Below are 25,388 nucleotides of genomic sequence, written 5' to 3' on the forward strand. Positions count from 1 at the left end.
AGTCTCGCCGTGATCGAGATCGGCGCGCACGTCGACCTGTCCCACCCGTCCGACCGGGTCTGGCTCGCACTGACCGATCGGGAGCTGCTCGGCCGCTGGTTCGCCGAGGCGGACATGGTGGAGGGTGTACCGGACCGGCTGCTGCTGCACACGGCCGACCTGCCCGGCTTCGACGCCGACGTCGAGGTCGAGGTGACCGAGCGGCGGGTGCCGGAGCTGCTGGCGTTGCGCTGCGACGAGGCCGGTCGGCTCACCGAGCTGACCTGCGCCCTGACCGCCACGAAAGAGGGCAGTCGACTGACCGTACGGGAGGTGCCGACCCACGGCGCCTGGTCGGACGAGCAGCGCGACGCCCGTGAACAACAGTTGCGTCAGGCCCTCACCGTGCGTCTGCCGGCCATTCTGGACTGGCTCGCGTTCCAGCAGGTCGACCTGCGGCGTGGCGAGGTCGGACTGACCACCGAACTGCCGGTGATCGGCGCACCCGGCCCGGCGCGGCGCCGTCGGCGGACGGTCGTCGTCGGGCTCGTCGGGGTCCTGCTGGCGGCGGGGGCGGTGGCGTGGCTGGCGCTGTCCGACGAGTCGGACCCGGTGGCCGCGCCCACCTCGTCGCCGACACCGACCCCACCGCAGCCCAGCGCTGTGGCGGCGGCGCCGACCACGCAAGCCAGGGCCACTCCGCCCGCGCGCCCGTCGCGGACCGCCTCGCCGACCAGCGCCCGTCCGACGCGTACCCCGTCGGCGAAGCCGTCGCCCACGCCCACTCCCACCGGGCCGCCGCCCCCGCCCCCGCTGGTCGCGCGCTACGACACCGACTCCAGCCGCCTGTTCGGCTACACGGGGGAGGTGGTGGTGGACAATCCGGGACCCGCGCCCGTCGAGCAGTGGGTCGTGGTGGTGACCCTGGCCGAGGGCAGCAGCGTCGACGACGTCGACGGGGCGGACTGGTCCCGGGACGGGCAGGCGCTCACCTTCACCGGTGCGGCCGTGCCGGCCGGCGGGTCGCGGACGATCCGTTTCGACGTCCGTGACAGCCGACCCAAGGCCCGGGAGCCGGAGAGCTGCACGGTGGGCGGCAATCCGTGTGCCGGGTTCTGACTAGGCTCCCTGCGCATGGCACTGCTGCACCGGGCGACACTGCGCCCCACGAAGCTCGAACTGCTGACGACCTGGCTGTCCGGCCGCCCCTGGTACCAGGGGCCGGCGGGCGTCGAGGTGGTGAGGCGGGCGGCGTACCGCTTCGACGACCCGGCCGGCGAGGTCGGCATCGAGACGATGCTGGTCGCCGCCGCCGACGGGCCGGTCCATCAGGTTCCGCTGACCTACCGCGCCGCGCCGCTCGACGACGCCGACGAGTGGCTGGTCGGCACGACCGAGCATTCGGTGCTCGGCCGCCGCTGGGTGTACGACGGCTGCGGCGACCCGGTCTACGCGGCGGCGCTGACCCACGCCATCGTCACCGGGGCCGGCCAGGCCGAGCAGTACTTCGAGGTCGACGGTCGGCGCGAGGTGCGACCGCCGGCGATGACGATCGACGTCGATGGCGGCGGCGGGGCCGTGCCGGAGGTCGGCGCGGTCCGGCAGGTCCTCGACGAGGGCGACGCGGTCATCGTGACCGACGCGGTGGAGCTGGTCGTCGTCCGCCGGCCGTCCACCGGGACGAGCGAGGCGCGGGGCGCCACCCTGCGCGGCTCCTGGGACGGGCAGCCGACGAGCGTGCCACTGGCGTACGTCCGGGAGCGTTGACGGAGGTGGGCGGCCCGGTGGACCGGGCCGCCCACCTCGTTCACCACTGTGCCGGAGGCGGCGGCGGTGACACCGGCGGCCGGTCGTCGCAGGTGATCGTGTTGGGCAGGAGCCACGGCGCGAGCCAGCCGCCGTCGTTGCCACCCAGGTCGGTCAGGGTGAACTCCGAGCCGGCCGGCGTGAAGTGGAACGACCCGCAGTTGTTGACGCCGACCGCGCCCACGTTGCGGGCGTCCACGTTGGCGAACGAGGCCGACCCGGCGGTACGGGCGCTGACCACCGAGGTGCCCGTGCCGTCGACGCGGACGTCCCGGAAGCGCACGTTGGTGATCGAGTAGAGGTCCTTCACCGGCCAGTCGCTGACCAGCATGATCGCGTTGTAGGTGCTGTCCAGGTACGCGTCGCCGGTCACCTCGACGTTCGCGTCGATGCTGCGGTCCAGCGCGAACATCCAGATCGCGCCGAGCCCGATGTTCCAGTTCAGGTCGTACGTGCCGGCGCGGGCCGTGGTGTTGCCGGTGAACCGCAGGTACCCGGCGAACGGCTCCGCGCCGAAGCGGGCGCCGGCGTGCAGGCCGCTTCCCTCGCGGACGGGGTCGGCGACGAGGTTGTGCGAGACGGTCGTGTCGGTGCCGCCGTAGATGGCGATGCCGTTGGCGAGCGTCGGCGACTGCACGGTGTTGTGGTCGAACGTGTTGCGCGCGTCGGCGGTCTTCTCCGACCACATCGCCAGGCCGTCGTCGCCGGTGTTGCGGACGAAGGTGTGCGCGACGAGGGAGTCCGTCACGCCGGTGTGGAAGTTGAGCGCGTCGGCGATCTGGTCGACGACGATGGTGTTGGTGACGCGGACGTTGCGCATCGGCCCGTCGAACCACAGGCCCACCTTGGTGTGCCGCAGGTGCAGTCCGTCGATGGTGGAGTCGCTCATCGCGCCACCGATGGCGTTGACCTGGTCCATGTCGATGCGTTCGCGGACGTCGCCCTCGATGGCGAAGTCGGACAGGTGCACGTTGCGGCTGCCGCCGTCGGCGGCGTCGCGGCCGTAGAATCCGACGCCGGTGTGCACCGAGCCGTCCGGCGCGGGGGTCGGCAGGGCGACCTCGCGGCCCTTGATGACGGTGTGCCAGTTGCCGGCGCCCTCGATGGTCACGTCGTCGACGACGATGTGCCGGTTGACCTGGTAGGTGCCCGGTGGGATGTACACCGTCAGGTGGGTTCGGCGCGCGAAGGCGATGGCCTTGTCGATCGCGTCGGCGGAGTCCCGCCGGCCGGTCGGGTCGGCCCCGAACGCGAGGACGTTCGCGGCGAGCAGCCGTACGCGCGGCGGCGCGACCAGTTCGGAGTCGAGCAGGTCGATGACCGTCCAGGCGGCGGCCGTGCCGGTCGGCGCGGTGAGCCGGACCCTGTCGCCGGCCCGGTAGGTACGCCCGAGCAGAAGTCGCTGCTCGTCGTAGAAGTGGGTGGGCCGGAACGGCTTGGTGATGCTCGGGTACGGCGTGGTGGCCGACGGCACGCACTGGCACTCGGTGATCCACCAGTCCGGGTGCAGCAGGCCGGCCTGCGGGTCGTTGGTGAACGGGTACTGGTTGTAGAGCCACGAGTACTGTGAGGTCAGCGTCATGGTGCGGACGTGTCTGCCGTTGACGGCGACCGTCAGCGGCGCGGTGATCCCACCACCTGACGGCGCGTCCGGGATGCTGTACCGCACGGTGATGCCGTTCGCGGCGCTGGGCAGGACGAACTCGACGTACTCGCCGGGGGTGAGTCGGACGGCCCGGCGGCCGGACGCCTCGGACGGCAGGGTGTAGGCGGACCGGTCCGGGCCGATGATCTCGCCGTTGGTGCGGGCGTTCTCGGCCTCCTGTTCGACGAAGTCGACGTCGGCCCCGCGCCCGGCGACGAGCGCCGGGTCGAGCGCCGCCCGGGTGACGACCGGCTGTGTGCCGGTTGACGCGGCGGGGCCGGCGGCGGCCACGGTGGGTCCGGCGACCAGTACGGCGAGGCCGGTCGCGAGCGCGACGGCGGTGGCGGCCGGGCGGCGGCCCGGGCGTCCGCGCGCCGGCAGGATGCTGCGAGACATCGGTGACCCTCCTGGGTGGGTGGTGGTGGAGGTCCGCCCGGCGTTCCCCTGGACGCCCGACATTGACCGCCATGATGCAGCACCGAACATCCCACTGCAAGACGCCAATCGAACAATGAAAAGAGCTGACTGTTGAGCCGCAAGAAATGGACGGATGTCGAGTTGAGGTGCGGCGCGTCGCGTGCGCCCCGACCCCGTACGGCCGGCGTAGGGTGAGCCGCGTGGAGCACGAAGATCGGATCGCCCTCTTCCTCGACTACGAGAACCTGGCGTTGGGCGCCCGCGACCACCGTGGCGGCGCGGCCTTCGACTTCCGGCCGATCGCCGACGCCCTGGCCGAGCGCGGTCGCGTCGTGGTGCGTCGGGCGTACGCCGACTGGTCGTACTTCGACGAGGATCGCCGGATGCTCACCCGGTCCCACGTCGAGCTGATCGAGATCCCCCAGCGCATGGGCGCGTCCCGCAAGAACGCCGCCGACATCAAAATGGCCGTCGACGCGATCGAGTTGGCCTTCGAACGGGACTACATCTCCACGTTCGTCATCTGTAGTGGCGACAGCGACTTCACCCCGCTCGTCCACAAGCTCCGGGAACTCAACAAGCGGGTCATCGGCGTCGGGGTGGAGGGCTCCACGTCGGCGTTGCTGCCACCGGCGTGCGACGAGTTCCTGTACTACGACCGGCTGGAGGGCGTGGACATCCCGCCCGTACGCGCCCGGCACGCCCGCCCGGCCCGGCAGACCACTCCCGACCAGCGACCGACCGAGCCGGAGCAGCAGCGGGAGCCGGAGGTCGAGGAGCAGCCGGTGGGGGAGGAACCCGGCCGGGACGTCGACACGCTCGCCGTGCAGGTCGCCCAGACGGTGGCCGGGTTGCAGGGCAGCGCCAGCGGCGAGGTGACCGCCTCCCGACTCAAGCGCACCCTGCTGCGCAAGGACCCGACCTTCAGCGAGTCCGACTACGGCTTCCGTACCTTCGGTGAGCTGCTGCGCCACCTCGCCGAGCACAACGTCGTCGACCTCGCCGAGGGGCCCGCCAAGGGCGACCCCGAGGTGTCCCTGCCCGAGCACGGCGACCGGGAGGTGGCGTTCGGCCTGCTCCGCGCTGTGGTGGGCGACCTGGGCAGCGCCGGCAACCCGGTGGCGCTCTCCGGCCTGAAGAACCAGCTCCGCCGGGTCCGGCCCGACTTCAGCGAGAAGAAGCTCGGCTACCGCAGCTTCCTGCAGTTCTGCAAGGCCGCCGCCACCAGCGGCGCGGTCGACCTGCGGTGGAGCCCCGAGGCGGACGACTACCTGCTCACCACCTCGGCCTGAGGCGCATCGACCGCCGTCGAGCGGAAGTGCCGGGACTGCCCATAGGGTGGACGGCAGGGCTGCCCCGAGGGCGAGGTGAGGGTCGTCATGCCGGGACGTGGGGAATGGACACTCGTCGGCCGCGACGTCGAGCTGAAGACCATCGAGGACGTCGTGGCGGCGCGGGTGCCCGGCCTGGTGCTGGTGGGCGACGCCGGGGTGGGCAAGACACGGCTGCTACGGGAGGCGCTGGCGCACGCCGGCGACAACGGCGTGGAGTGCCACTGGGTCTCCGCGACCGGCGCGGCCCGCTCGATCCCGTTCGGCGCGGTCTCGCACCTCATCCCCGCCCCGAGCCGGCCACATGCCGACCCGATGGGGCTGGTCGTCACCGTGGAGCGCGACTTCGCCCGGCGCAGCGCCGGACGCACGGTCATGATCGGCATCGACGACGCGCACCTGCTCGACGAACCGTCCGCCGGGCTGCTGCACCAGCTCGCCGTGCACGGTCTGGCGGTGGCGGTGGCGACGGTCCGTGCGGGCGAACCACTCTCGGACGCCCTCACCTCACTCTGGACGGGTTCCGGCCGGCGACTGGAGGTGCGTCCGTTGCCGGCCACCGCCGTGGACCACCTGCTCGACGAGGCCGCGCCAGGTCCGCTCGACGCGCTCAGCCGCCGTCGGCTGCGGCAGCTCGCCGACGGCAACCCGCTGCTGCTGCGGGAACTGCTGGCCGACGCGATGGAGACCGGTGGCCTGCACGAGGTGCGGGGCGTCTGGCGCTGGCGCGGCACCGCCTCCGGCAGCCCTCGGCTGGCCGAGCTGGTCAGCGCCCGGCTGCGCGCCCTCGAACCGGCGGCCCGGCAGGTGTTGGAGGTGGTCGCCTGCGGCGAACCACTCTCCCTGACCCTGCTGGAACGGTTCGTCGACCCCGCCGCCATCGAGGCCGCCGAGCGCAGCGGCATGGTGGTCGCGGAACGGTCGGGCGCGCGTACGGCCCTGCGCATGGCCCATCCGCTCTACGGCGAGGCGCTGCGGGCCAGCATGCCCGCCAGCCGCTCCCGCACGGTCTTCGGACAGCTCGCCGACGTGCTGGCGAGCATGCCGCTGCGCCGCCGCGACGACGCGCTGGTCGCCGGTGTGTGGCAACTGCGCTCCGGCAGCGTCCGGCACCCGGCCATCGCGCTGGCCGCCGCCCGGCAGGCGATCGACCGGTTCGACATCGACCTGGCCGAGCGGCTGGCCCGCACTGCGTACGACGCCGGGCAGGGCTGGGAGGCGCAGTGGCTGCTGGCCCGGGTGTTGCAGTACCAGGCGCGCAGCCAGGAGGCGTTCGACATGCTCCCGCCGGCTCCGCCCGCGGGAAGCAAGCGGCTCGCCATCTGGGCGATCACCCGGGCCGGACTGCTGTACTGGGGCCTGGACCGGATCGACGAGGCGCACGAGACGCTGCGGATGGTGCCGGAGGGCTCGCCCGGCCACGACCTGGCCGAGGCCACCCGCTCGTGGGTGCTGTTCTACGACGGCCGGTGCGAGGCGGCGTTGGAGGTCGGCCGGGCCGTGCTCGCCCGCCCCGACACCGGCGTACGCGCGGCGAGCTGGGCGACCATGGGCGCGGCCTCGGCGGCGGGCATGCTCGGCCGACTCGGACTCGCGGCGGAGCTGGCGCGGCGGGGCCGGGCGGTGCTCGCCGCCGCGCCCGAGCACCTGCCCTGGAACGAGGCCCAGGTCGGGCTGGGGCTCTGCTACGCCCGCTACGCCGCCGGTGAGCTGGCCGAGGCCGTCGAGTTGGCCGACGAGGGCTACCGCGCGGCGGTAGCCAGCGACGCGCGGGGCATGGTCGCGGTGTGGGCCGGGTTCCGGGGGATCATCGGCAAGGCGCAGGGGCAGCTCGACGCCGCCGAGGCCGACCTGCGCGAGGCCATCGCCCTGGTCGAGGAGAACGACCAGTACCACCTGGTACGGACGTACTGGGCCGAGCTGGCGGGCGTACGTGCCCTGGCCGGCGACCTGCCCGGAGCACGGCGCTGGCTGGCCGCGGCGGACGCCCGCGAGCGGACCGCCAACCGGATCTTCCACGCCTGGGTGGAGCTGAACCGCGCCTGGGTGCAGGTCGCCGAGGGGGACCTCACCGCGGCGATCCGTACCGCCCGGCACGCCGCCGACCTGGCCCGCGGCAGCGAGCAGCCCACCATCGAGGCGGTGGCGCTCTACGAGTGCGCGCGCCTCGGCGCCCCGGAGCCGGTACGGGACCGGCTGAACGTCCTCGCCGACCAACTCGGCGGGTTGGCGGCGACCCTCGCGGGCGCGGCCGACGGTCTGCTCCGCGACGACGGGCCGGCTCTGGAGGCAGCCGCGGACGATCTCGTCGCCCGCGGGCACACCCTGCTCGCCGCCGAGGCGGTCGGCGTCGCCGCGCGGGCGTACGCCCGACGGGGTCGACCCCGACTGGCGGTCGCACAGCGGGCCGCCACGTTGGCCGAGGCCTGCCGGGGCGTACGGACACCGCTGCTCGCCGCGACCGCCGTGGGCGTCGAGCAGGCGACGTTGACGCGCCGCGAGCGGGACGTCGCGCTGCTCGCGGTCGCCCTGTCCAGTCGCAGCATCGCCGACCGGCTCGGGTTGTCGGTCAACACCGTCAACAACAACCTGGCCCGGGTCTTCACGAAACTGGGCGTCCGCAACCGCCGGGAGCTGGCCGTCGTGCTCGGTCATCAGGCGTCCGGGGGTACGGAGACAGGTCACCGGGAGCGATCCCCGCTCGACAGTAGGTAAGGGCGACTGATCTACCGGGTTACCGCGCGCCTCCCTACCGTGCGGTAACACACCTACCGGTGCACTCAGTCCCTGGAGGACGGCATGAGCCAACTGGATGCAAGCGGACCACCAGGACCGCGACCCACCAGGTCATTCCACAATGTTCTCTTCGCCGCCGGGATGGCGTTGGCGGTGGCCACCCTCACCGCGGTCGTCGCCCCGACCGCCGGGGGCGCGTCGCCCGCCCCGGCGGGCGCCACCCCCGCGGCCGAGTCGTACGACGCGCCGCCCTGCACCCGCGAGTTGGAGGGTACGACCTGGCTGCTCGACCCGTGCGTCAAGCCGGGCGGGAAGCTCCCGGCGGAGGTCGAGGCGCGGCTCGCGCAGATCCGTACCCAGAATCGGATGGCGGCCGACGACTGCCCGACGCCGACCGGTTCGGCGTCGGCCTCGACCTCGGCGTCACCGACCCGCCAGACCCGGCCGCCGGTGACGGCCGAGGCGGTCGCCCAGCGTGCCCCCGCCGCGACCGCGACAGCGCCGGCCTCGCCCAGCGGTTCGCCCACCTCGCCCAGCGGTTCGCCCACCTCGTCGCCGAGCGGTTCACCCTGCCCCTCGGGTAGCGCGTCGCCGTCGGGCAGCGCGTCGCCGTCGGGTAGCTCGTCGCCGTCGGGTAGTGCGTCGCCGTCGGGTAGCTCGTCGCCGTCGGGTAGCGCGTCTCCGTCCGGTAGCTCGTCTCCGTCCGGTAGCTCGTCTCCCTCGGGTAGCGCGTCGCCGTCGGGTAGCTCGTCGCCCTCGGGCAGCGCCTCGCCCTCGGGCAGTTCCTCCCCGTCCGGCAGCGCGTCGCCGTCCGGCAGTTCCTCGCCGTCGAGCAGCGCCTCACCCAGCGGCTCGTCGTCGCCCAGCAACCCGACGGACCCGACCGACGGGCCGCCCTGGCCCACCGGCGGGCCGGGGTCGCCGCCACCCCCACCGCCGACCGGCTGCCCGCAGGTCAACGGCAACCCCACCCTGGTGGACGCCAACAAGGACCGCATCCGCTGCCGTGAGGTGCAGACCGTCGAGGACGACACCGTCCTCACCGTCACGGGCGACTCGATCAGCTCGTCGCACCACCAGTTCGGCTACGGGATCATGGGACCCGGCTGCCCGAACACCTCGTTCGACGATCGGGGCATGCCCGGCAACAACGGCGTCTACAGCTACGCCCGGCGCTACTTCGACATGGACGGCAGCATCGTCGACTACGACAACTACGCCCGGACCGGGTACGGCACCGGCGACATCATCGCCGGTCGCGCCGGACCCGACTCGTGCGGCAACGCCTGGGCCCGGGTGGCCAGTCCGCTCGGTCTCGCCACCGCCCGCATCGCCAAGGCGAAGAGCGACAAGCACGCCGCGTACCACGTCACGACCGGCGGCGTGAACAACACCAACTGGACGACGGTGCTGACCCGGCTGGCGAAGTGCCGGGCCTACGAGTTCGCGGCGGAGACCCTGGACCCGTACGGCCTGATCCGCTTCGAGTGGGCGGCCGTGGGTGGCAAGGGCGGCATCATCACCAACGGGGGCGGCTGCAACTTCTGGATCGACCTGCCGGTGGGTGAGGACTACTACATCAACGTGCAGGTGCCCCGCTACGACGGTCCGAGCCAGTACGCGGGCGTCACCGCCGACGCCACCTTCATCGTCAACTCCCTGTTGGCGGCGGGCGCCGACAAGGTGGTGTGGATGCTCTACTACGACATCACCCCCGCCAACATCGACATCGGGCAGTACGCCTGGATGCAGCTCAAGGCGTACCTGCCGGCGGCCCTGCTGTCCTACATACCGCCGCAACCGGTGTCGATGCTGTCGCCGCTGATCGACCCACTCTGGGTGGGCACCGTGCGGGGCGTGATCAGCGACCTCAACTGGGCCATCCAGATGGGCGTCCCGTTCGACCCGGCCGTACGGGTGGCGTTCCCGCCACCGTTCACTCCGAGTGACATTCAGATCACCGCAGAGGGAGGGTCGCCGCATCCCAGCCCCTCTGGGCAGGACAAGTTGGCCAGCACCCTGGCGGGCGTGCTCAGCGGTATGTGACGGGGGCCTGATCCATGGCTCAGGACGGGGAGGAGTCGCCGATGCGGTTCCTCCCCGTCGCCCACACAGGTGGAACTGCGCCCGGATTGCGGCCCTTGCCCCTGTACGTGCTCACCTGCGCCGTACCCCCGGCGCGAAAATTGCTATACGGTCGGCGAATGAAGGTGGAGGAACACTGGTGGAACGGTGACACGACCCCGCGCGGGCGCCGGGACGTGTACATCCGTACTGATGGGCAAGGTTGGGAGGTCCGCGCCCAGATCGGTGGGGCGTCGGGCCGTGAGCGGGTGCAGCAGTGCCCCAGCCGGGCTTCGGCGACCATCCTCGCCGACGCCTGGCGCGGTACGCACCCATCCTGGCGCGAGCTGAAGCAGCGCTGATTCGGCACCGGGTCGGGCCGGCAACGCCCCCCGCGCCCCCCGGCCCGCCCGGTGCTCGACCTTCACCTCTCTCTTGCCGCTCCCACGTCACCGCTTCTGGAACATGACCGAGGCGACCTCTGCCGCGAGGGCCGATGCCCACTCAAGCTGAGGGCAGTCGTCCCGCCCTCTGCATTCCAGGCATCCACCTGCTCGCCACGCCCCGACAAGCGCACGATCAACTCGACATCGCGGATATGGGGGCATCCCGGGGCCGTGATGCCGCAATATCGCGGAAGTGGAGTGGATGAACCCTGCTGCGGCCAGGTCACGTGGGCGCATTCCCCGCCGCAGGCCGGGTACACGGGCGGTCCGCGCGCGATGGAGGTCGCTCATGTCGCAGGGTCCCGACGAGGACAACCCTCGGCTCGACGAGGAGGTACGGGAGGCCGAACGCCGCCTCGCCGCCCTCGTCGCCCCGTCGGACGACGCGCTGACCGACGACGACGCCCGCGTACCGGATGATGCTCTCTCCGAGCAGGACGAAGCGCTCTCAGAGCAGCAGGTTGCCCTCTCCGAGCAGGAAGAGGCCCCCTCCGGGCAGGAGACGGAGTAAGGCTCAGGCGGTCGGGACCGGCAGCACCACGCCCTCGGCCGCCGACCGGTGCGCCAGCTCGATCAACTCGACCGTGGCGGCCGAGTCGCGCGGGTCCACCGGCATCGGCGTGCCGTCGCGCAGCGCCGCCGCCACCTGCGCGTAGAAGCTCTGGTACGCCCCGGGCACGGTCGGCGTCGGGCGCAGGTCGCCGTCGACGCCGAGCAGGCCGTACCGCTCCGGCGGGACCTCACCCCAGCCCGGCTGGTCCGGTCGGCCGCCGTCGTGCAGCGCGGCCTCCTGCACGTCCAGCCCGTAGGTCGTGTAGCCGGCGCGGTCGCCCAGCACCCGCAGTCGTGGGCCGAGCTGCGCGGTGATCGCTCCCATCCACAGGTGCGAGCGCACCCCGTTGGTGTGGGTCAACGCCACGAACGCGTCGTCGTCGACCTCGGCGCCCGCACGGCGGCGGTCGACCTCGGCGTACACCCGATCGACCGGGCCGAAGAGCTGCACGGCCTGGTCGACGAGGTGCGCGCCCAGGTCGAACAGGGCCCCACCGGCCTCCTCGACCCCGGCCAGCTCCCGCCAACCGGGCTTGATCGTCGGGCGGAACCGCTCGAACCGGGACTCGAAGCGCAGCACCCGCCCCAGCTCGCCGCTCTCCACCAGCGCGCGGGCGGTCAGGAAGTCGCCGTCCCAGCGGCGGTTCTGGAACACCGTCAGCGGCACCCCCCGCCGGTCGGCCTCCTCGACGAGCGCCCGGGCGTCGGCGGCGGTGGGGGCCAGAGGCTTGTCGACCACGACCGGCAGGCCGGCGGCGAGCGCCGCCCGCGCCATCGGCACGTGCAGCCGGTTCGGCGTCGCGACCACCACCAGGTCCAAGGCTCCGGGTGTACGCCACAACTCGTCGGCGTCGTCGACCAGGCGGGCGTCCGGGAAGTGCCGGTGGGCCTGCTCGCGTCGCTGCGGATCGCGCGTCACGATGGCGTCCAGCCGCAGCCCCGGGGTCGCCGCGATCAGCGGAGCGTGAAAGACCCGACCCGCCAGCCCGTATCCCAGCAGACCGACCCGCAGCGCCTCCGCCATGCCGTACCCCCGTCTCGCCGGCCCGCGCCCCTGGTGGCGCCGGTACCGCCGATCGAATCTACGCCCCGATCATCGCCCCGCACCGGTCAGCCCACCGGGTCGGCGCGCAGGTAGGTGAGCACGGCGAGCACCCGCCGGTTGGTGTCGTCGCTGGGCGGCAGGTCGAGCTTGAGCAGGATGTTGCCGACGTGTTTGCCGATGGCGGCCTCGGTGACGTGCAGCCGGGCGGCGATGGACGCGTTGGAGCGGCCCTCGGCCAGCAGCGCCAGCACCTCCCGTTCGCGGCTGGAGAGCGCGGCGAGCGGGTCGCGGGGCCGGTGCAGCAGTTGCCGCACCACGTCCGGGTCGATGGCGGTGCCCCCGCCGGTGACCCGGCGCAGCGTGTCGACGAACTCGGTCACCTCGGCCACCCGGTCCTTGAGCAGGTAGCCGACCCGCTGACCGTCGCCGCTGTCCAGCAGCGCCGCCGCGTACCCGGTCTGTACGAACTGGCTGAGCACCACCACCGGCAGGCCGGGCCGCTCGGCGCGGAGCGCGACGGCGGCGCGCAGCCCGTCGTCACGCCGGCCGGGTGGCATCCGGATATCGGTCAACACCAGGTCGGGTTGGTGCGCGCGGGCCGCCTCCAGCAGTTCGGGCGCGGAGCCGACGGCCGCGCACACCTCGAACTCGAAGCGGGTCAGCAGCGCGACCAGACCCTCGCGCAGCAGCACCTCGTCCTCGGCGAGCACCACCCGGGTCACCGGCGACATGGCAGCTCCACCCGGACCAGGGTAGGCCCGCCGGGAGGGCTGGCCAGCAGCAACCGGCCGTCGGCGGCGGCGACCCGGTCGGCGAGACCGGTCAGCCCGGTGCCCCGGGCGGGGTCGGCGCCGCCGCGCCCGTCGTCGGACACCTCGACGACCAGGTCGCCGCCGGCCCGCGTCAGGCGTACGTCGGCGCGGGTCGCTCCGGCGTGCCGGGCCACGTTGCCCAACGCCTCGGACACCACGAAGTACGCGGTGGTCTCGACGATCTCCGGCAGCTCGCCGTCGACGTCGGCATGCACCGTGACCGGCACCGGAGACGCGTCGGCCACCTCGCGGACCGCGCCGGAGAGTCCGAGGTCGGTGAGGCTCTGCGGCCGGATGCCGTGCACCAACTGCCGCAACATCACCATCAGCCCCCGCGCCTGGTCGTGTGCCACGGCCAGGGGCCGGGCGGCGGGGGAGTCCTCGGGCACGTCGAGCCGGGCCAGGCCCAGTTGGAGGGTGAGGCTGGTCAGCCGGGGCTGCGCGCCGTCGTGCAGGTCCCGTTCGATGCGCCGCCGTTCCGCCTCGTACGCGCCGACCAGTCGCGTCCGGGAGCGGGCGACCTCGCGCAGCGCCGCCGCGTCGACCGGGCTGGCCAACGCCCACCGGGCGACGGCGGCCTGGGCGGCGGCGAGCAGTCCCGCCGCGTAGCAGAGCACCGGGAGGAGCAGCACGCCCACGATCGCGTACGGGACCGCTTCCCCGGTGCTCTCGATCGGACGCCAGATCACCACCGGATCGCCGTCGCCGGCCAGCCAGGGGCTGGTGACCATCCCGAGATCCAGCAGCACCAGCACCAGGAACATCCAGTACGCGACGGGCACGGCACCGCCCAGCCAGAACAGGTACGCGACCTCCCGCCAGCCGGCCGCGCTCCGGTAGCGGGCGACCAGGCCCGGCCACGGCGACGCGGGCAGCGGACGACCGTCCACGAGGCCGAGCCTCCACCGTTCGACGGCGGCGACCGGGACGCTCGCGAGCGGCGCGAGAGCCACCAGGGTGAGGCTGCCGACCGCCAGGAACAGCATCAGCGGTATCTCCGGCGGCCTGCCGTGCTGCCGCAGCGCGTTGGCGGCGGCCAGCAGGGGCGCGCCGATGACGAGCAGCCCGACGGTGAGCACGCCGGCGATCGGCACGGTGGTGACCAGATAGGCCACCGCACGCCAGGGCCAGGCGGTGATCAGCCAGTCGCGCCCGCGCAGGGCGGCGGCGAGGTGACGGGGGTGTTCCGAGGTCATGCCGCAGACGCTAATCGCCGGTCCGGGGGCCGCCCCAGCCGTCCAGATCCCGTTTCCGAGGTATGCCCAGCACTACCGCCGGGGTGTGCGGAGTCCGGAAACGGGAAGGACGCCCGACGTGTGACCTGTGGTGGCGGCGGCGGGAGCGACATGGGTGCCAGGACCTTCGTGGTGGTCGGCGGGACCAGCGGGCTGGGCCTCGCGGTGGCGCGGCAACTGGTCGACGAGCACCGCGTCGTGGTGTTCGGCAACGTGCCGGCCGAGGTCGCCACGACGACCGACGAGCTGGGGTGCGACGGCGCGGTCTGCGACGTCTCCTCCCACGAGCAGGTCCGGGACGCGTTCGCCGAGGTGGTGGGTCGCTACGGCACTGTCGACGGGGTCGCGGCGTGCGCGTCGATGTGGGCGGGCGGCGACCTCGGAGACCTGCCGGTGGAGCACATCCGGCGGGCCGTGGACATCAACGTGCTGGGCACGACGTACCTGCTGCGGGAGGCGTTGGCGCACCTGGACCGGCAGGGCTACGGCAACATCGTGTACGTCGGCGCGATGGCGCTGGCGGCGCCCCGGCCCGGCATACCGGTCTACCGGGCGACCAAGAGCTACGGCAGCAGTCTCGTCGACTCGCTGGCCGAGGCTCAGCACAGCAACCGGATCAAGGTGATGCAGTTGCATCCCGGGCCGATGCCGACCCGCCTCCAGGAGCGCGTCGGCGCCGAGTTCCTCGACCGGATCTACGCCCTGCCCGAGCAGGTGGCCACCGAGGTCGTCCGACTGCTGCTGCTGGAACCCGACGACCTCTACGTCTCCGGCGAGCGCGTGTTGCGCGCGGACGGACGGTGGTGACGGCGCGTTCCGGCGTGGGGGACCGTCCGGCCTCCGCGTGGGCGCCGCTGCGCGTCGCCGTCTACCGCAACCTGTGGCTGGCCCTGCTCGCCGCCAACGTCGGCACCTGGATGCAGACCGTCGGCGCGCAGTGGCTGCTGATCCACCACTCCAACGCCGCCACGCTGGTCGCCCTCGTGCAGACGGCCAGCCTGCTGCCGGTGCTGCTGCTGGCGCTGCCCGCCGGTGTGCTGGCCGACAGTTTCGACCGCCGCCACCTGCTGATCGCCGTGCAGCTCTTCCTGGTGGCGGTGGCGGTGGCGCTGGCCCTGCTCACCCTGACCGACCGGATGCCACCGGCGCTGCTGCTCACCCTCACCTTCGCGTTCGGCGTCGGGCAGGCGCTCACCCTGCCGGCCTGGTCGGCGGTGATCCCGGAGCTGGTGCCGCAGGAGCAGTTGCGCTCGGCGTCCGCGCTCGGCTCGATCAGCGTGAACGTGGCGCGGGCGGTGGGACCGGCGCTGGCCGGCGTACTGATCTCCCGGACCGGCGTCGCCCCGGTCTTCGGGCTCAACGCGGTGGCGTTCGCCATCTTCGCGTACGCGCTGTGGCGCTGGCGGCCCGGCAACGCCCGCGCCGTCGAGGTGCCCGAACGGTTCACCGCCGCGCTGCGCGCCGGGAGTCGCTACGTACGCCACTCGCCGACCGTGCGCCGGCTGCTGCGCCGCGCGTTGGTCTTCGTGATCCCGGCCAGCGCGCTGTGGGCGCTGTTGCCGCTGGTGGCGGCCCGCCGGCTCGGGTTGGGTTCCGGTGGTTACGGGTTGCTCCTGGGCGCGCTCGGGGTGGGCGCCATCGCCGGCGGCGTGCTGCTGGCCGTGATCCGTGCCCGGCTGTCGGCCAACCAGCTCCTGCTCGTCTCCGGCGTGCTGTTCACCGCCGCGCTCGCGGTGGTGGGCACCGTGCGGATCGTGCCGCTGGTGCTCGTGGCGCTGCTGCCGGCCGGGATGGCCTGGGTGACGGTGCTGGCCAACATCAACGCCGAGATGCAGCTCTTTCTGCCGAGTTGGGTACGTGCCCGGGGCCTGGCCGTCTACCAGGTGTGTTTCGCCGGCGGGCAGGCCGTCGGCGCGCTGCTGTGGGGTCTGGTGGCCGAGATGGGCGGGCTGCTCCCCGCCTACCTCACGGCGGCCGCGTCGATGTTCGTGGGGACCCTGACCAGCCGGATCTGGCCGCTGCCGGACCTGCGGTCGGCGAACCGTGAACCAGCGGCCTACTGGCCGGAACTGCACCTGGCGCACGAGCCGGACCCCTGGGTGGGGCCGGTGCTGGTGACGGTGCGGTACACCGTCCGGCCGGAGCGGGAGGGGCCGTTCCTCGCGGCGATGGACGCGGTGCGTGGGGCCCGGCAGCGTACCGGCGCGATGCGTTGGGGTCTGTTCCGGCCGGCGGAGACGACCGGTCGGTTCGTCGAGGTGTACCTGGTGCCGTCGTGGGACGAGCACCTGCGCCAGCACGGCGGCCGGCTGACCGGCGAGGACCGCGAGGCCGAGGCGCGGGCCCGGGAGTTGACCGACGGAGTCCCCGAGGTCCGCCACCTCGTGCCGGCCGCCGCCGGACCGCGGCTGTCCGACGACCGCGAAGGGCTCTGACCCCCGTACGACCGGCTCGTGGGCGAATTCTGCCCGCCGCATGTGCAGGACGTGACTGTCGGGGTAGGTGATGCCGCAGGAGAGGGGAGGGAATCATGGATCTGCTGGCCACGACGACAATCCGTCAACCGGCGTCGGACGTGTACGCCTTCTGGCGCCGCCTGGAGAACCTGCCGACGTTCATGGCCCACCTGGAAGAGGTGCGGGTCACCGGGGAGAAGACGAGTCACTGGACGGCGAGCGCGCCGTTCGACCGCAGCGTCGGGTGGGACGCCGAGATCACCGAGGAGGTGCCGGGCGAGCGCATCGGCTGGCGGTCCACCGGCGACGCCGACGTGCCGAACACCGGCAAGGTGTGGTTCGTGCCCGCGCCCGACGGCGTGAGCACCGAGGTGCACGTGCTGCTGGTGTACGACATCCCCGGCGGCAAGCTGGGCCAGGCCGTGGCCCGGTACTTCGGCGAGGAGCCGCACCAGCAGCTCGACGACGACCTGCGTCGACTCAAGCAGGTGCTGGAGACCGGCGAGGTGGTGCGCTCCGACGGCGCGCCCTGGGGCAAGCGCGCCCGGCGGGAGTTTCCGCAGCGGCCGGCGCAGCCGCTGTCCAGCGACGAGCTGTCCAAGGGGGAGGCGGCATGAGGGCGAACACCTGGGCCGGGCGGAACAAGGTCGAGGTCCGCGACGTGCCGGACCCGAGCATCCTCAACCGGCGGGATGCGATCGTGAAGGTCACCTCGACCGCGATCTGCGGATCCGACCTGCACCTGGTCGACGGGTACGTGCCGACCATGCAGGACGGCGACGTGCTGGGTCACGAGTTCATGGGCGAGGTGGTGGAGGTCGGCGACGGCGTCGACCCGGGCCGGCTGCGGGTCGGCGACCGGGTGGTGGTGCCGTTCCCGATCGCCTGCGGCGCGTGCGCGGCGTGCGCGGCCGAGCTGTGGTCGTGCTGCGAGAACAGCAACCCCAACGCCGGGATCGCGGAGAAGATGTTCGGTCACCCGGTGGCCGGCATCTTCGGCTACTCCCACCTGACCGGCGGGTTCGCCGGGGGTCAGTCCGAGTACGTGCGGGTGCCGTTCGCCGACGTCGGACCGTTGAAGATCGAGTCGGACCTGACCGACGAGCAGGTGCTGTTCCTGTCCGACATCCTGCCGACCGGCTACATGGGCGCCGAGATGTGCGACATCCAGCCCAGCGACGTCGTCGCCGTGTGGGGCGCCGGCCCGGTCGGGCAGTTCGCGATGGACAGCGCCCGCTTGCTCGGCGCGGCCACGGTCATCGCCATCGACAAGGAGCCGTACCGGCTGCGGATGGCCGAGGAGGCCGGGCACACCACGATCAACTTCGAGGAGGTGGACGTCCGGTCCCGGCTGTTGGAGCTGACCGGCGGACGCGGGCCGGACAAGTGCATCGACGCCGTCGGCATGGAGGCCAGCCACGGCAGCGCGCACCTGCACGCGTACGACCGGGTGAAGCAGGCGGTGCGGTCGGAGACCGAGCGGCCGCACGCGCTACGCCAGGCGATCCTGTCGTGCCGCAGCGGCGGCATCGTGTCGGTCATCGGCGTGTACGGCGGCTTCCTCGACAAGTTCCCCTCCGGCGCGTGGATGAACCGGTCGTTGACCCTGCGCACCGGTCAGTGCCACGTCCAGCGGTACATGACGCCGCTGCTGCGCCACATCGAGAACGGCGAGCTGGATCCCGCCCGGGTGATCACCCACACGATGTCGCTGGACGACGCGGCGCGCGGCTTCGACCTGTTCAAGAACAAGCAGGACGACTGCGAGAAGGTCGTGCTCAAGCCGTGACGGCGTCGACGCCGGCGAGGACCCGTCACCGGGGCCCCGCCGGCGTCGGTCGGCGGCGTACCGGGTACGGCCGCGTTGTTAGGATGGCCGCACCATGGCGACTGAGCGCAAGCCGACCGCGGACCCGGCCCGCAGCCTGGCAATTCTCTGGCGCACCCGGGAACCGACCAGCCGCAGCGCGGGGCAGGGGCTCAGCGTCGACCGGATCGTCCGGGCCGCCATCGAGATCGCCGACGCCGAGGGTCTCGATGCGTTGACCATGCGCCGGGTCGCCGAGGCGCTGGGCGTGGGCACCATGTCGGTCTACACCTACGTGCCGGGCAAGTCCGAACTCGTCGACGTCATGATCGACACCGCGTACGGCGAGATGTCGCGTTCCCCCGTCGAGGGCGACTGGCGGGTCCGGCTGGAACGGATCGCCCGCGACAACCTGGCGCTCTACCAGCGGCACCGGTGGATGGTGCGGGCCGAGACCACCCGTCCGGTGCTCGGGCCGCACCTGATCGCCAAGTACGACCACGAACTCGGCGCGGTCGCCGACATCGGGCTCACCGACGTCGAGATGGACGCGGTGCTCACCCTCGTGCTCGGGCACGTGAAGTCCTCCGCGCGCGCCGCCTCCGAGGTCGTCGACCTGGAACGGGAGACCGGGCTGACCGACGGCCAGTGGTGGCAGTCGCACGCGCCCTGGCTGGAGACGTTCCTGAACCCCGAGAGCTACCCGACCGCGGCGCGGGTCGGCACCGCGGCCGGCCAGCAGCACGGTGCCGCGTACGGCCCGGAGTACGCCTTCGAGTTCGGCCTGCAACGCGTCCTCGACGGCATCTCGGTGGTGGTCGCCGAGCGGGCGGCCGACCGCTAGCCCCGACGTCCGGTGCTAGCCCTGCGCCTCCGGCATGGAGACGGTGGCGCCGAGCCGGGCGAGGGAGCGGGCGGACGGGCTGCCCGGCTCGGCGTGGTAGACGACAAGCGACTGGGTCGTGCCGCTGATCGTCAACTTCTCGTAGCGCAGCTTCAACTCGCCCACCCGCGGATGGTGGAACACCCGTAGCCCGCCGCCCGCGCGGACGGTGACGTCGTGGCGTGCCCACAGCCGCCGGAACAGCTCGCTGCCGGCCGTCAGCTCGTCGACCAGCTCGGTGAGCCGTGGATCGTCCACCTCGACCCCTGCCTGCGCGCGCAGGCCCGCCACCGCGCTCGCGGCCACCGCCTCCGGAGCCGGGTAGAGCGCCGGCACGCGCGGACCCAGGAAGACCTCGCGCAGCAGGTTCACCCCGACCCGGTAGATCGGTGTCAGCGCGGTCGCCATCGGGTTGGCGAAGAGGACGTCCAGGTGTCGGCCGTGCACGAAGGCGGGCGTTTCCGCCCACGAACCCACCAACTGCCGGATGCCCGCCGGTACCCGCTCCGGGCGTCGCGCCGGGCGGCCGGCCGGGGCGTGTCCGCCGAGGCGGCGCAGGTGCGCGGTGGCCTCCGTGCCCAGGAGCAGCGCCCGCGCCAGCGCTTCGAGCACCTGGGCCGACGGGTTGCGGTCCCGGCCCTGCTCCAACCGCAGGTAGTAGTCGGCGCTGATGCCGGCGAGCAGGGCCACCTCCTCGCGTCGCAGGCCCGGCACCCGTCGGCGGCCGTGTGCCGGCAGACCGACGTCACCGGGCACGATCAGCTCGCGCCGGGCACGCAGGTACTCGCCCAGCGGGCCCGCCGTGCTCACCAGCCCATCGTAGGAGCGGCCGCCGCCGCCCAGCCTGGTCCTGCCACTACCAGGAAAACCGGTAACCCGGATATCACCGGCCGGCTGGGCGACAGTGGGTCGCGTAAGCGCGATCGAGAGATGGGACAGAGATGACCGAGCGAATCACCACGCCATTCGGCTTCGCCTCGACCGCCGACGAGGTGCTCGCCGGAGTCGACCTGAGCGGCAAGCGGGCCGTCATCACCGGCGGCGCCGCCGGCATCGGCATCGAGACCGCCCGCTCGCTGGCCGCCGCCGGCGCCGAGGTGGTGCTCGCGGTACGTCGCGTCACGGCCGGCGAGGAGGCCGCCAGGGACATCGCGGCCAGCGTCGGCGCGGACCGGGTCACGGTCCGCGAGCTGGATGTGGCCAACCAGGATTCGGTACGCCGGTTCGTCGCCGGCTGGGACGGGCCGCTGCACATTCTGATCAACAACGCCGGGATCATGGCTCTGCCCGAGCTGGAGCGCACGACCGAGGGCTGGGAGATGCAGTTCGCCACCAACTTCGTGGGGCACTACGCGCTGACCGTCGGCCTGCACGACGCACTCGCCGCCGCCGGTGGCGCCCGGGTCGTGTCGGTCAGTTCCAGCGGCAACCTCTTCTCCCCGGTGATCTTCGACGACCTGCACTTCGCGTTCCGGCCGTACGACCCCCTGCTGGCGTACGGGCAGTCCAAGAGCGCCGAGGCCCTGCTCGCGGTCGAGGCCAACCGTCGCTGGGCCGGCGAGGGCATCCACGCCAACGCCCTGAACCCGGGTGCGATCGCCACCGGGCTCCAGAAGCACACCGGCGGGCTGCGTACGCCGAAGGAGCGGCAGAAGACCCCGCAGCAGGGTGCCGCCACCTCGGTGCTGCTCGCCGCGTCCCCGCTGCTCGACGGCGTGGGCGGTCGCTACTTCGAGGACTGCGCCGAGGCCCCGGTCCGGACCGAGCGACCCGCCGACTACAGCGGCGTGGCGGCGTACGCCCTCGACCCGGGCAACGCCGAGCGGCTCTGGACCGTGGCGGCGGACCTGATCGCCCGCTGACTCCGGGACCCGCCCCGGCGAACCGGCCCGAGCAGGGCCACGCGGATGGTACGACTGGGACGGCGGGTGACGTCCGGGAAGGGGGGCGATGGCGAACGCGCTTCCCGGGCGGCTGCTCCAGAAGCGGGAGGATCCCCGCCGTACCTCGTTCCTGGAGCTCTTCTTCGACCTGGCCTTCATCTTCGCGTTGACCCGGCTGTCCCGGGCGGTGGTCGACGACCCCAGCGTCAACGGTGGCTTCGAGGTCATGGTGATGCTGGCGGCGATCTGGTGGGTGTGGTTCGTGACCGCGTGGTCGGCGGACTGGTTCGACCCCCGGGCGCCGCTGATCGTCGTACTCCTGCTCTGGGTGATGTTCGGCGGCCTGCTGATGGCCGCGGCCGTGCCCACCGCGTTCGACTCACACGCCGGGTTGTTCGCCGGCGCCTACGTGGCGATCCACGTCGGTCGGGGCGCTCTGCTGATCCCGGCGCTGCGCGGGCATCCGCTGCAACTGCGGAGCCTGCGGGTGGCGATCTGGTTCGCGATCTCCGGTGCGATGTGGTTGGTCGGCGCGGCCGTCGCCCCGGCCCGGGAGGTGCTCTGGACCCTCGCCCTGGTGCTGGAGTACTCCCTGGCCCGGCTGCGCTGGCCGTTTCCGTGGCTCGGGCGTAGCTCGTGGCCGGACCTCCAGGTCAACGGTGACCACCTCTCCGAGCGGTACCAGCAGATCTTCATCATCGCGTTGGGGGAGCTGATCCTGTTCGCCGGCATCGCCTACAGCGACTCCGGCCTGCACCTCGAGAGCACGTTGGCCTTCGCCCTGGCGTTCGTCACCGCGGTGGCCCTCGCCCGCCTCTACCTGGTGCCGGCCGGCTCGCGGCTGGGCGCGAGCATCATGGCGGCCGGCCCGCCCGGCAGCAGGCTGGCGCTGCTCGCCGGTTACCTGCACCTGCTCATGATCGCCGGCGTCCTGGCCACGTCGGTCGCCATGGAGATGACGATCGAGGACCCCCGTACCGAGGAGACGGCACAACTGGCCCTCGGCATCGTCGGTCCGGCGCTGTTCCTGACCGCCCGGATCCTGCTCGCGTGGGCGGTCGACGGCAGCCGGCCGTGGGCGCGTCTGATCGGTGTGCCGGCCATCATCGGGTGCGGGTTCGCGACCCAGAGGCTTCCGCACGTCGCCAACAGCGCCGTCGTCGCCGGGGTGCTGGTGCTGATCGTCCTGGTCGACGGGATGCCCGGCCTCCGGCGGTACGCCGACAGAGCCATGCGGGACGGCGCGCCCGATTCCCGGCGGCCCGGGTAACCCGCCGATGTCAGCACCGCGACCGGATGCCCCACCCCCACGCGCCGACGTGGTCGAGTTGCGGGTGCACGGCGTGTCCGGGGCGGAACCCTCGGTCATCCTGGGTTCGGCGTCGGCGCGCCAGGTCGCGGGTGACGACCGCGGCGGCTTCTACCGCCCGACCGGGTCCGGCCGGGACGGCCCGGACGGGTTGACGCTCGAGGCGTACCGCTGGGGTGACCTGCCCTCGGGCACCGTGGGCCGGACGCTGTCCATGGTCCTGCTGCTGCCGTTCATGCTCAGCAACGCGGCGGTGTGGATGCGACCCACCGGCAGGCGCGCCGCCGGGGTCACCGTCCTGTGCCGGCTCCTCGCGCTCAACCTCACCCTGGTGTACGTGGTGTCCATCGCCGGGGTGGCCCTCGACCTGCTCGCCTGGCGGTGTCTCGGCACGTCACCCTGTCGGGCGCCCTTCAACACGCTGTTCGGGCTTGACGACCGACACGTCGGGCAGCGGCTGGCCGTGCTGGCGTTGCTGCCGATAGCCGCCGTGGGGCTTCTGCGGCTGCTCGGGACCCGTCGTCGCCGACCGGCCGGCAACCCGCTGTGGGCCGTGGAACCGCTGGTCGAGCGGTTACGGGCGATCCACGTCGCCGCCGCGCTCGGCGTACTCGATCTGCTGCTGCTCACGCCCCGACGGGCCGGCGGGGCGATGGCCGGGACGAACCTGCTGCTGGCGTCCAGCGCGGCGGTCCTGGTGGCCTGTGTCGGTCTGCTCGCCGTCCCCGGTCTGATCGACCGGGCGGCTACCGCGCGGACGGCGACCGTGGCCGCGCGCGCCACCGCCGTGGCGGCGGCCGGCCTGACCCTGGCGACCCTCGTCGTCGTCGCGACCGCCGAGCAGGGCTGGCCGAGGTCGGCCGGACTCCCCGGCTACGGCGGGGTCGCGGGAGGCACCCTGCTCGGTCAGATGTCGTTGCTGGTGCTGCTCAGCGGGCTGGTGTTGTGGCACCGGGGTCGCGGCGACGGCCGCTGGGAGCTGCCGGGGGGCGCGGGCGCGGCGGTCATCGCGGCCATCGCGGTCGGCCTGGCCGGCGCGCTCGCCTCCGGCCTGGTCTACCAGAGCGGGGTCCTGCTCGGCGGATATCGCGGTGACGGCGGGCCGCCGCTGGCCTACCGCTGGACGGTGCTGGCCTTCTTCCTGCACGTGGTCGTGGCGGCGCTGTTGGGCGCCGCGCTGACCCTCCTGTCGCGGCGCCGTCGTCGCCGCGCCGCGGCGGCGATCACCACCCGCGACTTTCCCGCGCCACCGCCGGAGGCGACCGCGCGGTCACGACAGGTCACGAAGGCCGTGGCCCGCGCACGGTTCACCGAGTGGCTGGGCAGGCTGGCCGTCACCTACGCGGTGCTCGCCCTGATCGGGCTGTCCACGAGTCTGCTCGGGCAGTTCGGGCGCGAACCGGACGAGGTGGCGCGGGGCGTTCTCGGCCTGCCGGCCGGGGTGGTCGAGATGGGCCTGGCGGGGGGCACGTACCTCGTCGCCGCGGTGGCTCTCGCGCTGGTGTCCGGCGGCCTGTTCGCGTACCGCACGTCGTGGTTCCGCCGACACGTCGGGATCCTGTGGGACCTGGGCACCTTCTGGCCCCGTGCCGCCCACCCGTTCGCGCCGCCGAGCTACGCCGACCGGGCGGTGCCGGAGCTGGCCGACCGGATCGCCCACCTGGCCCAGCGGCACGCCGGGGTGCTGCTGTGCGGGCACAGTCACGGCTCGGCGTTGCTGGCGCTCGCGGTGCTGCGGTTGCCGCCGGCCACGCGGGGCCGGGTCGCGCTGCTGACGTACGGCTCCCCGCTGGACCGCCTCTACGCCCGGCTCTTTCCCGCGTACCTCGACGCCGGGACGCTGCGCGAGGTGGGGGAGCGCGTCGGGTGGCGGTGGGTCAACCTGTGGCGGGACACCGACCCCGTCGGCGGCTGGATCTTCGCCGCGCACCGACCCGGCGATCCTGCGCCGGACCCCGCCGACCCCGCCGGTCGCGTCGACCGCCGACTGCGGGACCCGGACGACCTGCTGCCGGAACCGGGCAACCGCCGCCCTCCGCCACTGCGCGGGCACCACCCGGGCGAGTCCGACCCGGAGTTCCGCGCGGCCGTACGCGACCTCGTCGGCCGGCTCCGCGGCTCCGACGTGACGTGAACGAAGCGCCCGTTACTCGGGAGCCCGGTCGGACTCCGCCACCACCGCGCGCACCCTGCGCAGCGTGGCGTCCGGCGCCCGGATCGCCGCCCGCCACCGGTCCAACGTGCGGGTCAGCACCCGGACGACGAACTGCAACTGGTTGACCTGCTCGCGCAGCGTGCCCAACTCGGTGCGGGCGTGCAGCGCCTGACCCTCCAACTCGGTGATCCGGCTCTGCAGCGGTTGCACCAGGGTGAGGGCGGCCTCGGTGAGGGTGTCGGCGGCATCGGCCTTGAACTTGCCCCGTTGGACCAGCACGGTGGCGATCGCGGCCAGACCGGTCGAGCCGCCGAGGATGCCGAGCACGCTGAGCGCCACCTGCACCCAGTGCGGCGCGGATGGTGCGGGGGAGGTGTTCATGGGGCACTTCCCTGTAGCTGGTCGTGGCTCACGCACTCACATGCGCGGACCAGGCGACGTAGATCGACGGCGAGTTGCACCGCCCGCCACAGCGATCCGATCGTCACCGCGACGATGAACGACGAGGCGACCATGGACTGCTGGCTCCAGAGAGCGACCAGGGCCACCGCGTACATCCCGGTGATGGTGCCGAGTACCAGGGTCGACGCGAGTTCCATACCGAGCCCGGTGGAGAGCCGGCCGGGCCAGCAGAGGCCCAGCAGCCCACAGATGCCCGCCGTGATCAGACCGATCTCCCAGGCGACCTGCAGGGGCTCGGGCATGGACGTCTGGACGGAGGCCGGCCGCACGTCGAGGACCATCATGAGGATGCCGCAGACGGGCGCCGTGGCCAGGACGGCGACCTCGTACGGCTGCTGGCGGCACCGGATACGCAAATACCTCAC

Annotated in this window: 23 protein-coding genes; 15 read left to right on the top strand and 8 right to left on the bottom strand. The window is 73.0% G+C overall.

Translation table 11 applies throughout. From position 1 onward, the window contains the following. The first annotated feature begins 9 nt into the window (after positions 1 to 9). Together ACTFTM_RS10735 and ACTFTM_RS10740 are read left to right on the top strand one after the other, a co-directional pair. Positions 10 to 1,098: a cellulose binding domain-containing protein gene (locus ACTFTM_RS10735; RefSeq protein WP_449565647.1), complete on the top strand. Its 1,089-nt coding sequence runs from the start codon at positions 10 to 12 to the stop codon at positions 1,096 to 1,098. A 15-nt stretch (positions 1,099 to 1,113) separates the two neighbouring features. Beyond that, positions 1,114 to 1,746 carry a CG0192-related protein gene (locus ACTFTM_RS10740; RefSeq protein ID WP_449565648.1) on the top strand — a complete coding sequence of 211 codons (633 nt, stop codon included), beginning with the start codon at positions 1,114 to 1,116 and terminating at the stop codon, positions 1,744 to 1,746. Between the two features lie 40 nt (positions 1,747 to 1,786). Here ACTFTM_RS10740 and ACTFTM_RS10745 read toward each other — a convergent pair whose 3' ends face one another. After that, positions 1,787 to 3,826, bottom strand: coding sequence for a glycosyl hydrolase family 28-related protein (locus ACTFTM_RS10745; RefSeq protein WP_449565649.1), 2,040 nt, complete (start codon positions 3,824 to 3,826; stop codon positions 1,787 to 1,789). A gap of 221 nt (positions 3,827 to 4,047) precedes the next feature. Here ACTFTM_RS10745 and ACTFTM_RS10750 point away from each other — a divergent pair, with 221 nt between their 5' ends. Together ACTFTM_RS10750 and ACTFTM_RS10755 are read left to right on the top strand one after the other, a co-directional pair. Beyond that, the gene (locus tag ACTFTM_RS10750) at positions 4,048 to 5,139 is read left to right on the top strand and encodes an NYN domain-containing protein (protein WP_449565650.1); all 1,092 of its coding nucleotides are present in this window, start codon (positions 4,048 to 4,050) and stop codon (positions 5,137 to 5,139) included. A gap of 87 nt (positions 5,140 to 5,226) precedes the next feature. Continuing rightward, the gene (locus tag ACTFTM_RS10755; protein ID WP_449565651.1) at positions 5,227 to 7,893 is read left to right on the top strand and encodes an AAA family ATPase; all 2,667 of its coding nucleotides are present in this window, start codon (positions 5,227 to 5,229) and stop codon (positions 7,891 to 7,893) included. Positions 7,894 to 7,958: 65 nt separating this feature from the next. Here the strand turns inward: ACTFTM_RS10755 and ACTFTM_RS10760 are convergent, their stop codons facing one another. Further along, positions 7,959 to 8,885 (bottom strand): hypothetical protein, encoded by a 927-nt coding sequence (locus ACTFTM_RS10760; RefSeq protein WP_449565652.1) that lies wholly within the window; start codon positions 8,883 to 8,885, stop codon positions 7,959 to 7,961. A gap of 4 nt (positions 8,886 to 8,889) precedes the next feature. Between ACTFTM_RS10760 and ACTFTM_RS10765 the strand changes: the two genes are divergently transcribed. The 3 genes from ACTFTM_RS10765 (at position 8,890) to ACTFTM_RS10775 (ending at position 10,935) form a co-directional block, all read left to right on the top strand. Next, entirely contained in the window at positions 8,890 to 9,960 is a 1,071-nt protein-coding gene (locus ACTFTM_RS10765) for a hypothetical protein (RefSeq protein ID WP_449565653.1), read from the top strand. A 158-nt stretch (positions 9,961 to 10,118) separates the two neighbouring features. Then, on the top strand, positions 10,119 to 10,340 hold the full coding sequence (locus tag ACTFTM_RS10770) for a hypothetical protein (RefSeq protein WP_355050387.1): 222 nt from the start codon (positions 10,119 to 10,121) through the stop codon (positions 10,338 to 10,340). A gap of 373 nt (positions 10,341 to 10,713) precedes the next feature. After that, a complete protein-coding gene (locus ACTFTM_RS10775; protein WP_449565654.1) occupies positions 10,714 to 10,935 on the top strand; it encodes a hypothetical protein in 222 nt (73 codons plus the stop codon). A 3-nt stretch (positions 10,936 to 10,938) separates the two neighbouring features. Here the strand turns inward: ACTFTM_RS10775 and ACTFTM_RS10780 are convergent, their stop codons facing one another. The 3 genes from ACTFTM_RS10780 to ACTFTM_RS10790 all read right to left on the bottom strand — a co-directional run bounded on the left by ACTFTM_RS10780 (position 10,939) and on the right by ACTFTM_RS10790 (position 14,029). Further along, the gene (locus ACTFTM_RS10780; protein WP_449565655.1) at positions 10,939 to 12,000 is read right to left on the bottom strand and encodes a Gfo/Idh/MocA family oxidoreductase; all 1,062 of its coding nucleotides are present in this window, start codon (positions 11,998 to 12,000) and stop codon (positions 10,939 to 10,941) included. A gap of 86 nt (positions 12,001 to 12,086) precedes the next feature. Continuing rightward, positions 12,087 to 12,752: a response regulator transcription factor gene (locus tag ACTFTM_RS10785; protein ID WP_449565656.1), complete on the bottom strand. Its 666-nt coding sequence runs from the start codon at positions 12,750 to 12,752 to the stop codon at positions 12,087 to 12,089. Next, the gene (locus ACTFTM_RS10790; protein WP_449565657.1) at positions 12,740 to 14,029 is read right to left on the bottom strand and encodes a histidine kinase; all 1,290 of its coding nucleotides are present in this window, start codon (positions 14,027 to 14,029) and stop codon (positions 12,740 to 12,742) included. Before ACTFTM_RS10790 ends, ACTFTM_RS10785 begins: the two co-directional genes overlap by 13 nt. A gap of 150 nt (positions 14,030 to 14,179) precedes the next feature. On the opposite strand from ACTFTM_RS10790, the gene ACTFTM_RS10795 reads away from it, so the two are divergent. The 5 genes from ACTFTM_RS10795 (at position 14,180) to ACTFTM_RS10815 (ending at position 19,175) form a co-directional block, all read left to right on the top strand. Further along, on the top strand, positions 14,180 to 14,875 hold the full coding sequence (locus ACTFTM_RS10795; RefSeq protein ID WP_449565658.1) for an SDR family NAD(P)-dependent oxidoreductase: 696 nt from the start codon (positions 14,180 to 14,182) through the stop codon (positions 14,873 to 14,875). After that, complete coding sequence (locus ACTFTM_RS10800) at positions 14,869 to 16,503, top strand: MFS transporter (protein ID WP_449565659.1); 1,635 nt, start codon at positions 14,869 to 14,871, stop codon at positions 16,501 to 16,503. The genes ACTFTM_RS10795 and ACTFTM_RS10800 overlap by 7 nt, the downstream gene beginning before the upstream one ends. A 95-nt stretch (positions 16,504 to 16,598) precedes the next feature. Next, positions 16,599 to 17,141, top strand: coding sequence for an SRPBCC family protein (locus ACTFTM_RS10805; protein WP_449565660.1), 543 nt, complete (start codon positions 16,599 to 16,601; stop codon positions 17,139 to 17,141). After that, entirely contained in the window at positions 17,138 to 18,313 is a 1,176-nt protein-coding gene (locus ACTFTM_RS10810; RefSeq protein ID WP_449565661.1) for a zinc-dependent alcohol dehydrogenase, read from the top strand. The genes ACTFTM_RS10805 and ACTFTM_RS10810 overlap by 4 nt, the downstream gene beginning before the upstream one ends. A gap of 94 nt (positions 18,314 to 18,407) precedes the next feature. Next, positions 18,408 to 19,175 (top strand): TetR/AcrR family transcriptional regulator, encoded by a 768-nt coding sequence (locus ACTFTM_RS10815; protein ID WP_449565662.1) that lies wholly within the window; start codon positions 18,408 to 18,410, stop codon positions 19,173 to 19,175. Between the two features lie 15 nt (positions 19,176 to 19,190). On the opposite strand, the gene ACTFTM_RS10820 is transcribed toward ACTFTM_RS10815, so the two are convergent. Further along, positions 19,191 to 20,024 (bottom strand): helix-turn-helix domain-containing protein, encoded by an 834-nt coding sequence (locus ACTFTM_RS10820; protein WP_449565663.1) that lies wholly within the window; start codon positions 20,022 to 20,024, stop codon positions 19,191 to 19,193. A 131-nt stretch (positions 20,025 to 20,155) separates the two neighbouring features. On the opposite strand from ACTFTM_RS10820, the gene ACTFTM_RS10825 reads away from it, so the two are divergent. The 3 genes from ACTFTM_RS10825 to ACTFTM_RS10835 all read left to right on the top strand — a co-directional run bounded on the left by ACTFTM_RS10825 (position 20,156) and on the right by ACTFTM_RS10835 (position 24,540). Then, a complete protein-coding gene (locus tag ACTFTM_RS10825; RefSeq protein WP_449565664.1) occupies positions 20,156 to 21,076 on the top strand; it encodes an SDR family NAD(P)-dependent oxidoreductase in 921 nt (306 codons plus the stop codon). An 88-nt stretch (positions 21,077 to 21,164) separates the two neighbouring features. Next, positions 21,165 to 22,367, top strand: a complete 1,203-nt coding sequence (locus ACTFTM_RS10830; protein ID WP_449565665.1) for a low temperature requirement protein A — start codon at positions 21,165 to 21,167, stop codon at positions 22,365 to 22,367. A 7-nt stretch (positions 22,368 to 22,374) separates the two neighbouring features. Then, positions 22,375 to 24,540 (top strand): hypothetical protein, encoded by a 2,166-nt coding sequence (locus tag ACTFTM_RS10835; RefSeq protein WP_449565666.1) that lies wholly within the window; start codon positions 22,375 to 22,377, stop codon positions 24,538 to 24,540. A gap of 12 nt (positions 24,541 to 24,552) precedes the next feature. Here the strand turns inward: ACTFTM_RS10835 and ACTFTM_RS10840 are convergent, their stop codons facing one another. Together ACTFTM_RS10840 and ACTFTM_RS10845 are read right to left on the bottom strand one after the other, a co-directional pair. After that, positions 24,553 to 24,942 carry a hypothetical protein gene (locus ACTFTM_RS10840; protein WP_449565667.1) on the bottom strand — a complete coding sequence of 130 codons (390 nt, stop codon included), beginning with the start codon at positions 24,940 to 24,942 and terminating at the stop codon, positions 24,553 to 24,555. Next, the gene (locus tag ACTFTM_RS10845; protein WP_449565668.1) at positions 24,939 to 25,388 is read right to left on the bottom strand and encodes a hypothetical protein; all 450 of its coding nucleotides are present in this window, start codon (positions 25,386 to 25,388) and stop codon (positions 24,939 to 24,941) included. Before ACTFTM_RS10845 ends, ACTFTM_RS10840 begins: the two co-directional genes overlap by 4 nt.

It is taken from the genome of Micromonospora sp. RB23 (assembly GCF_053585025.1).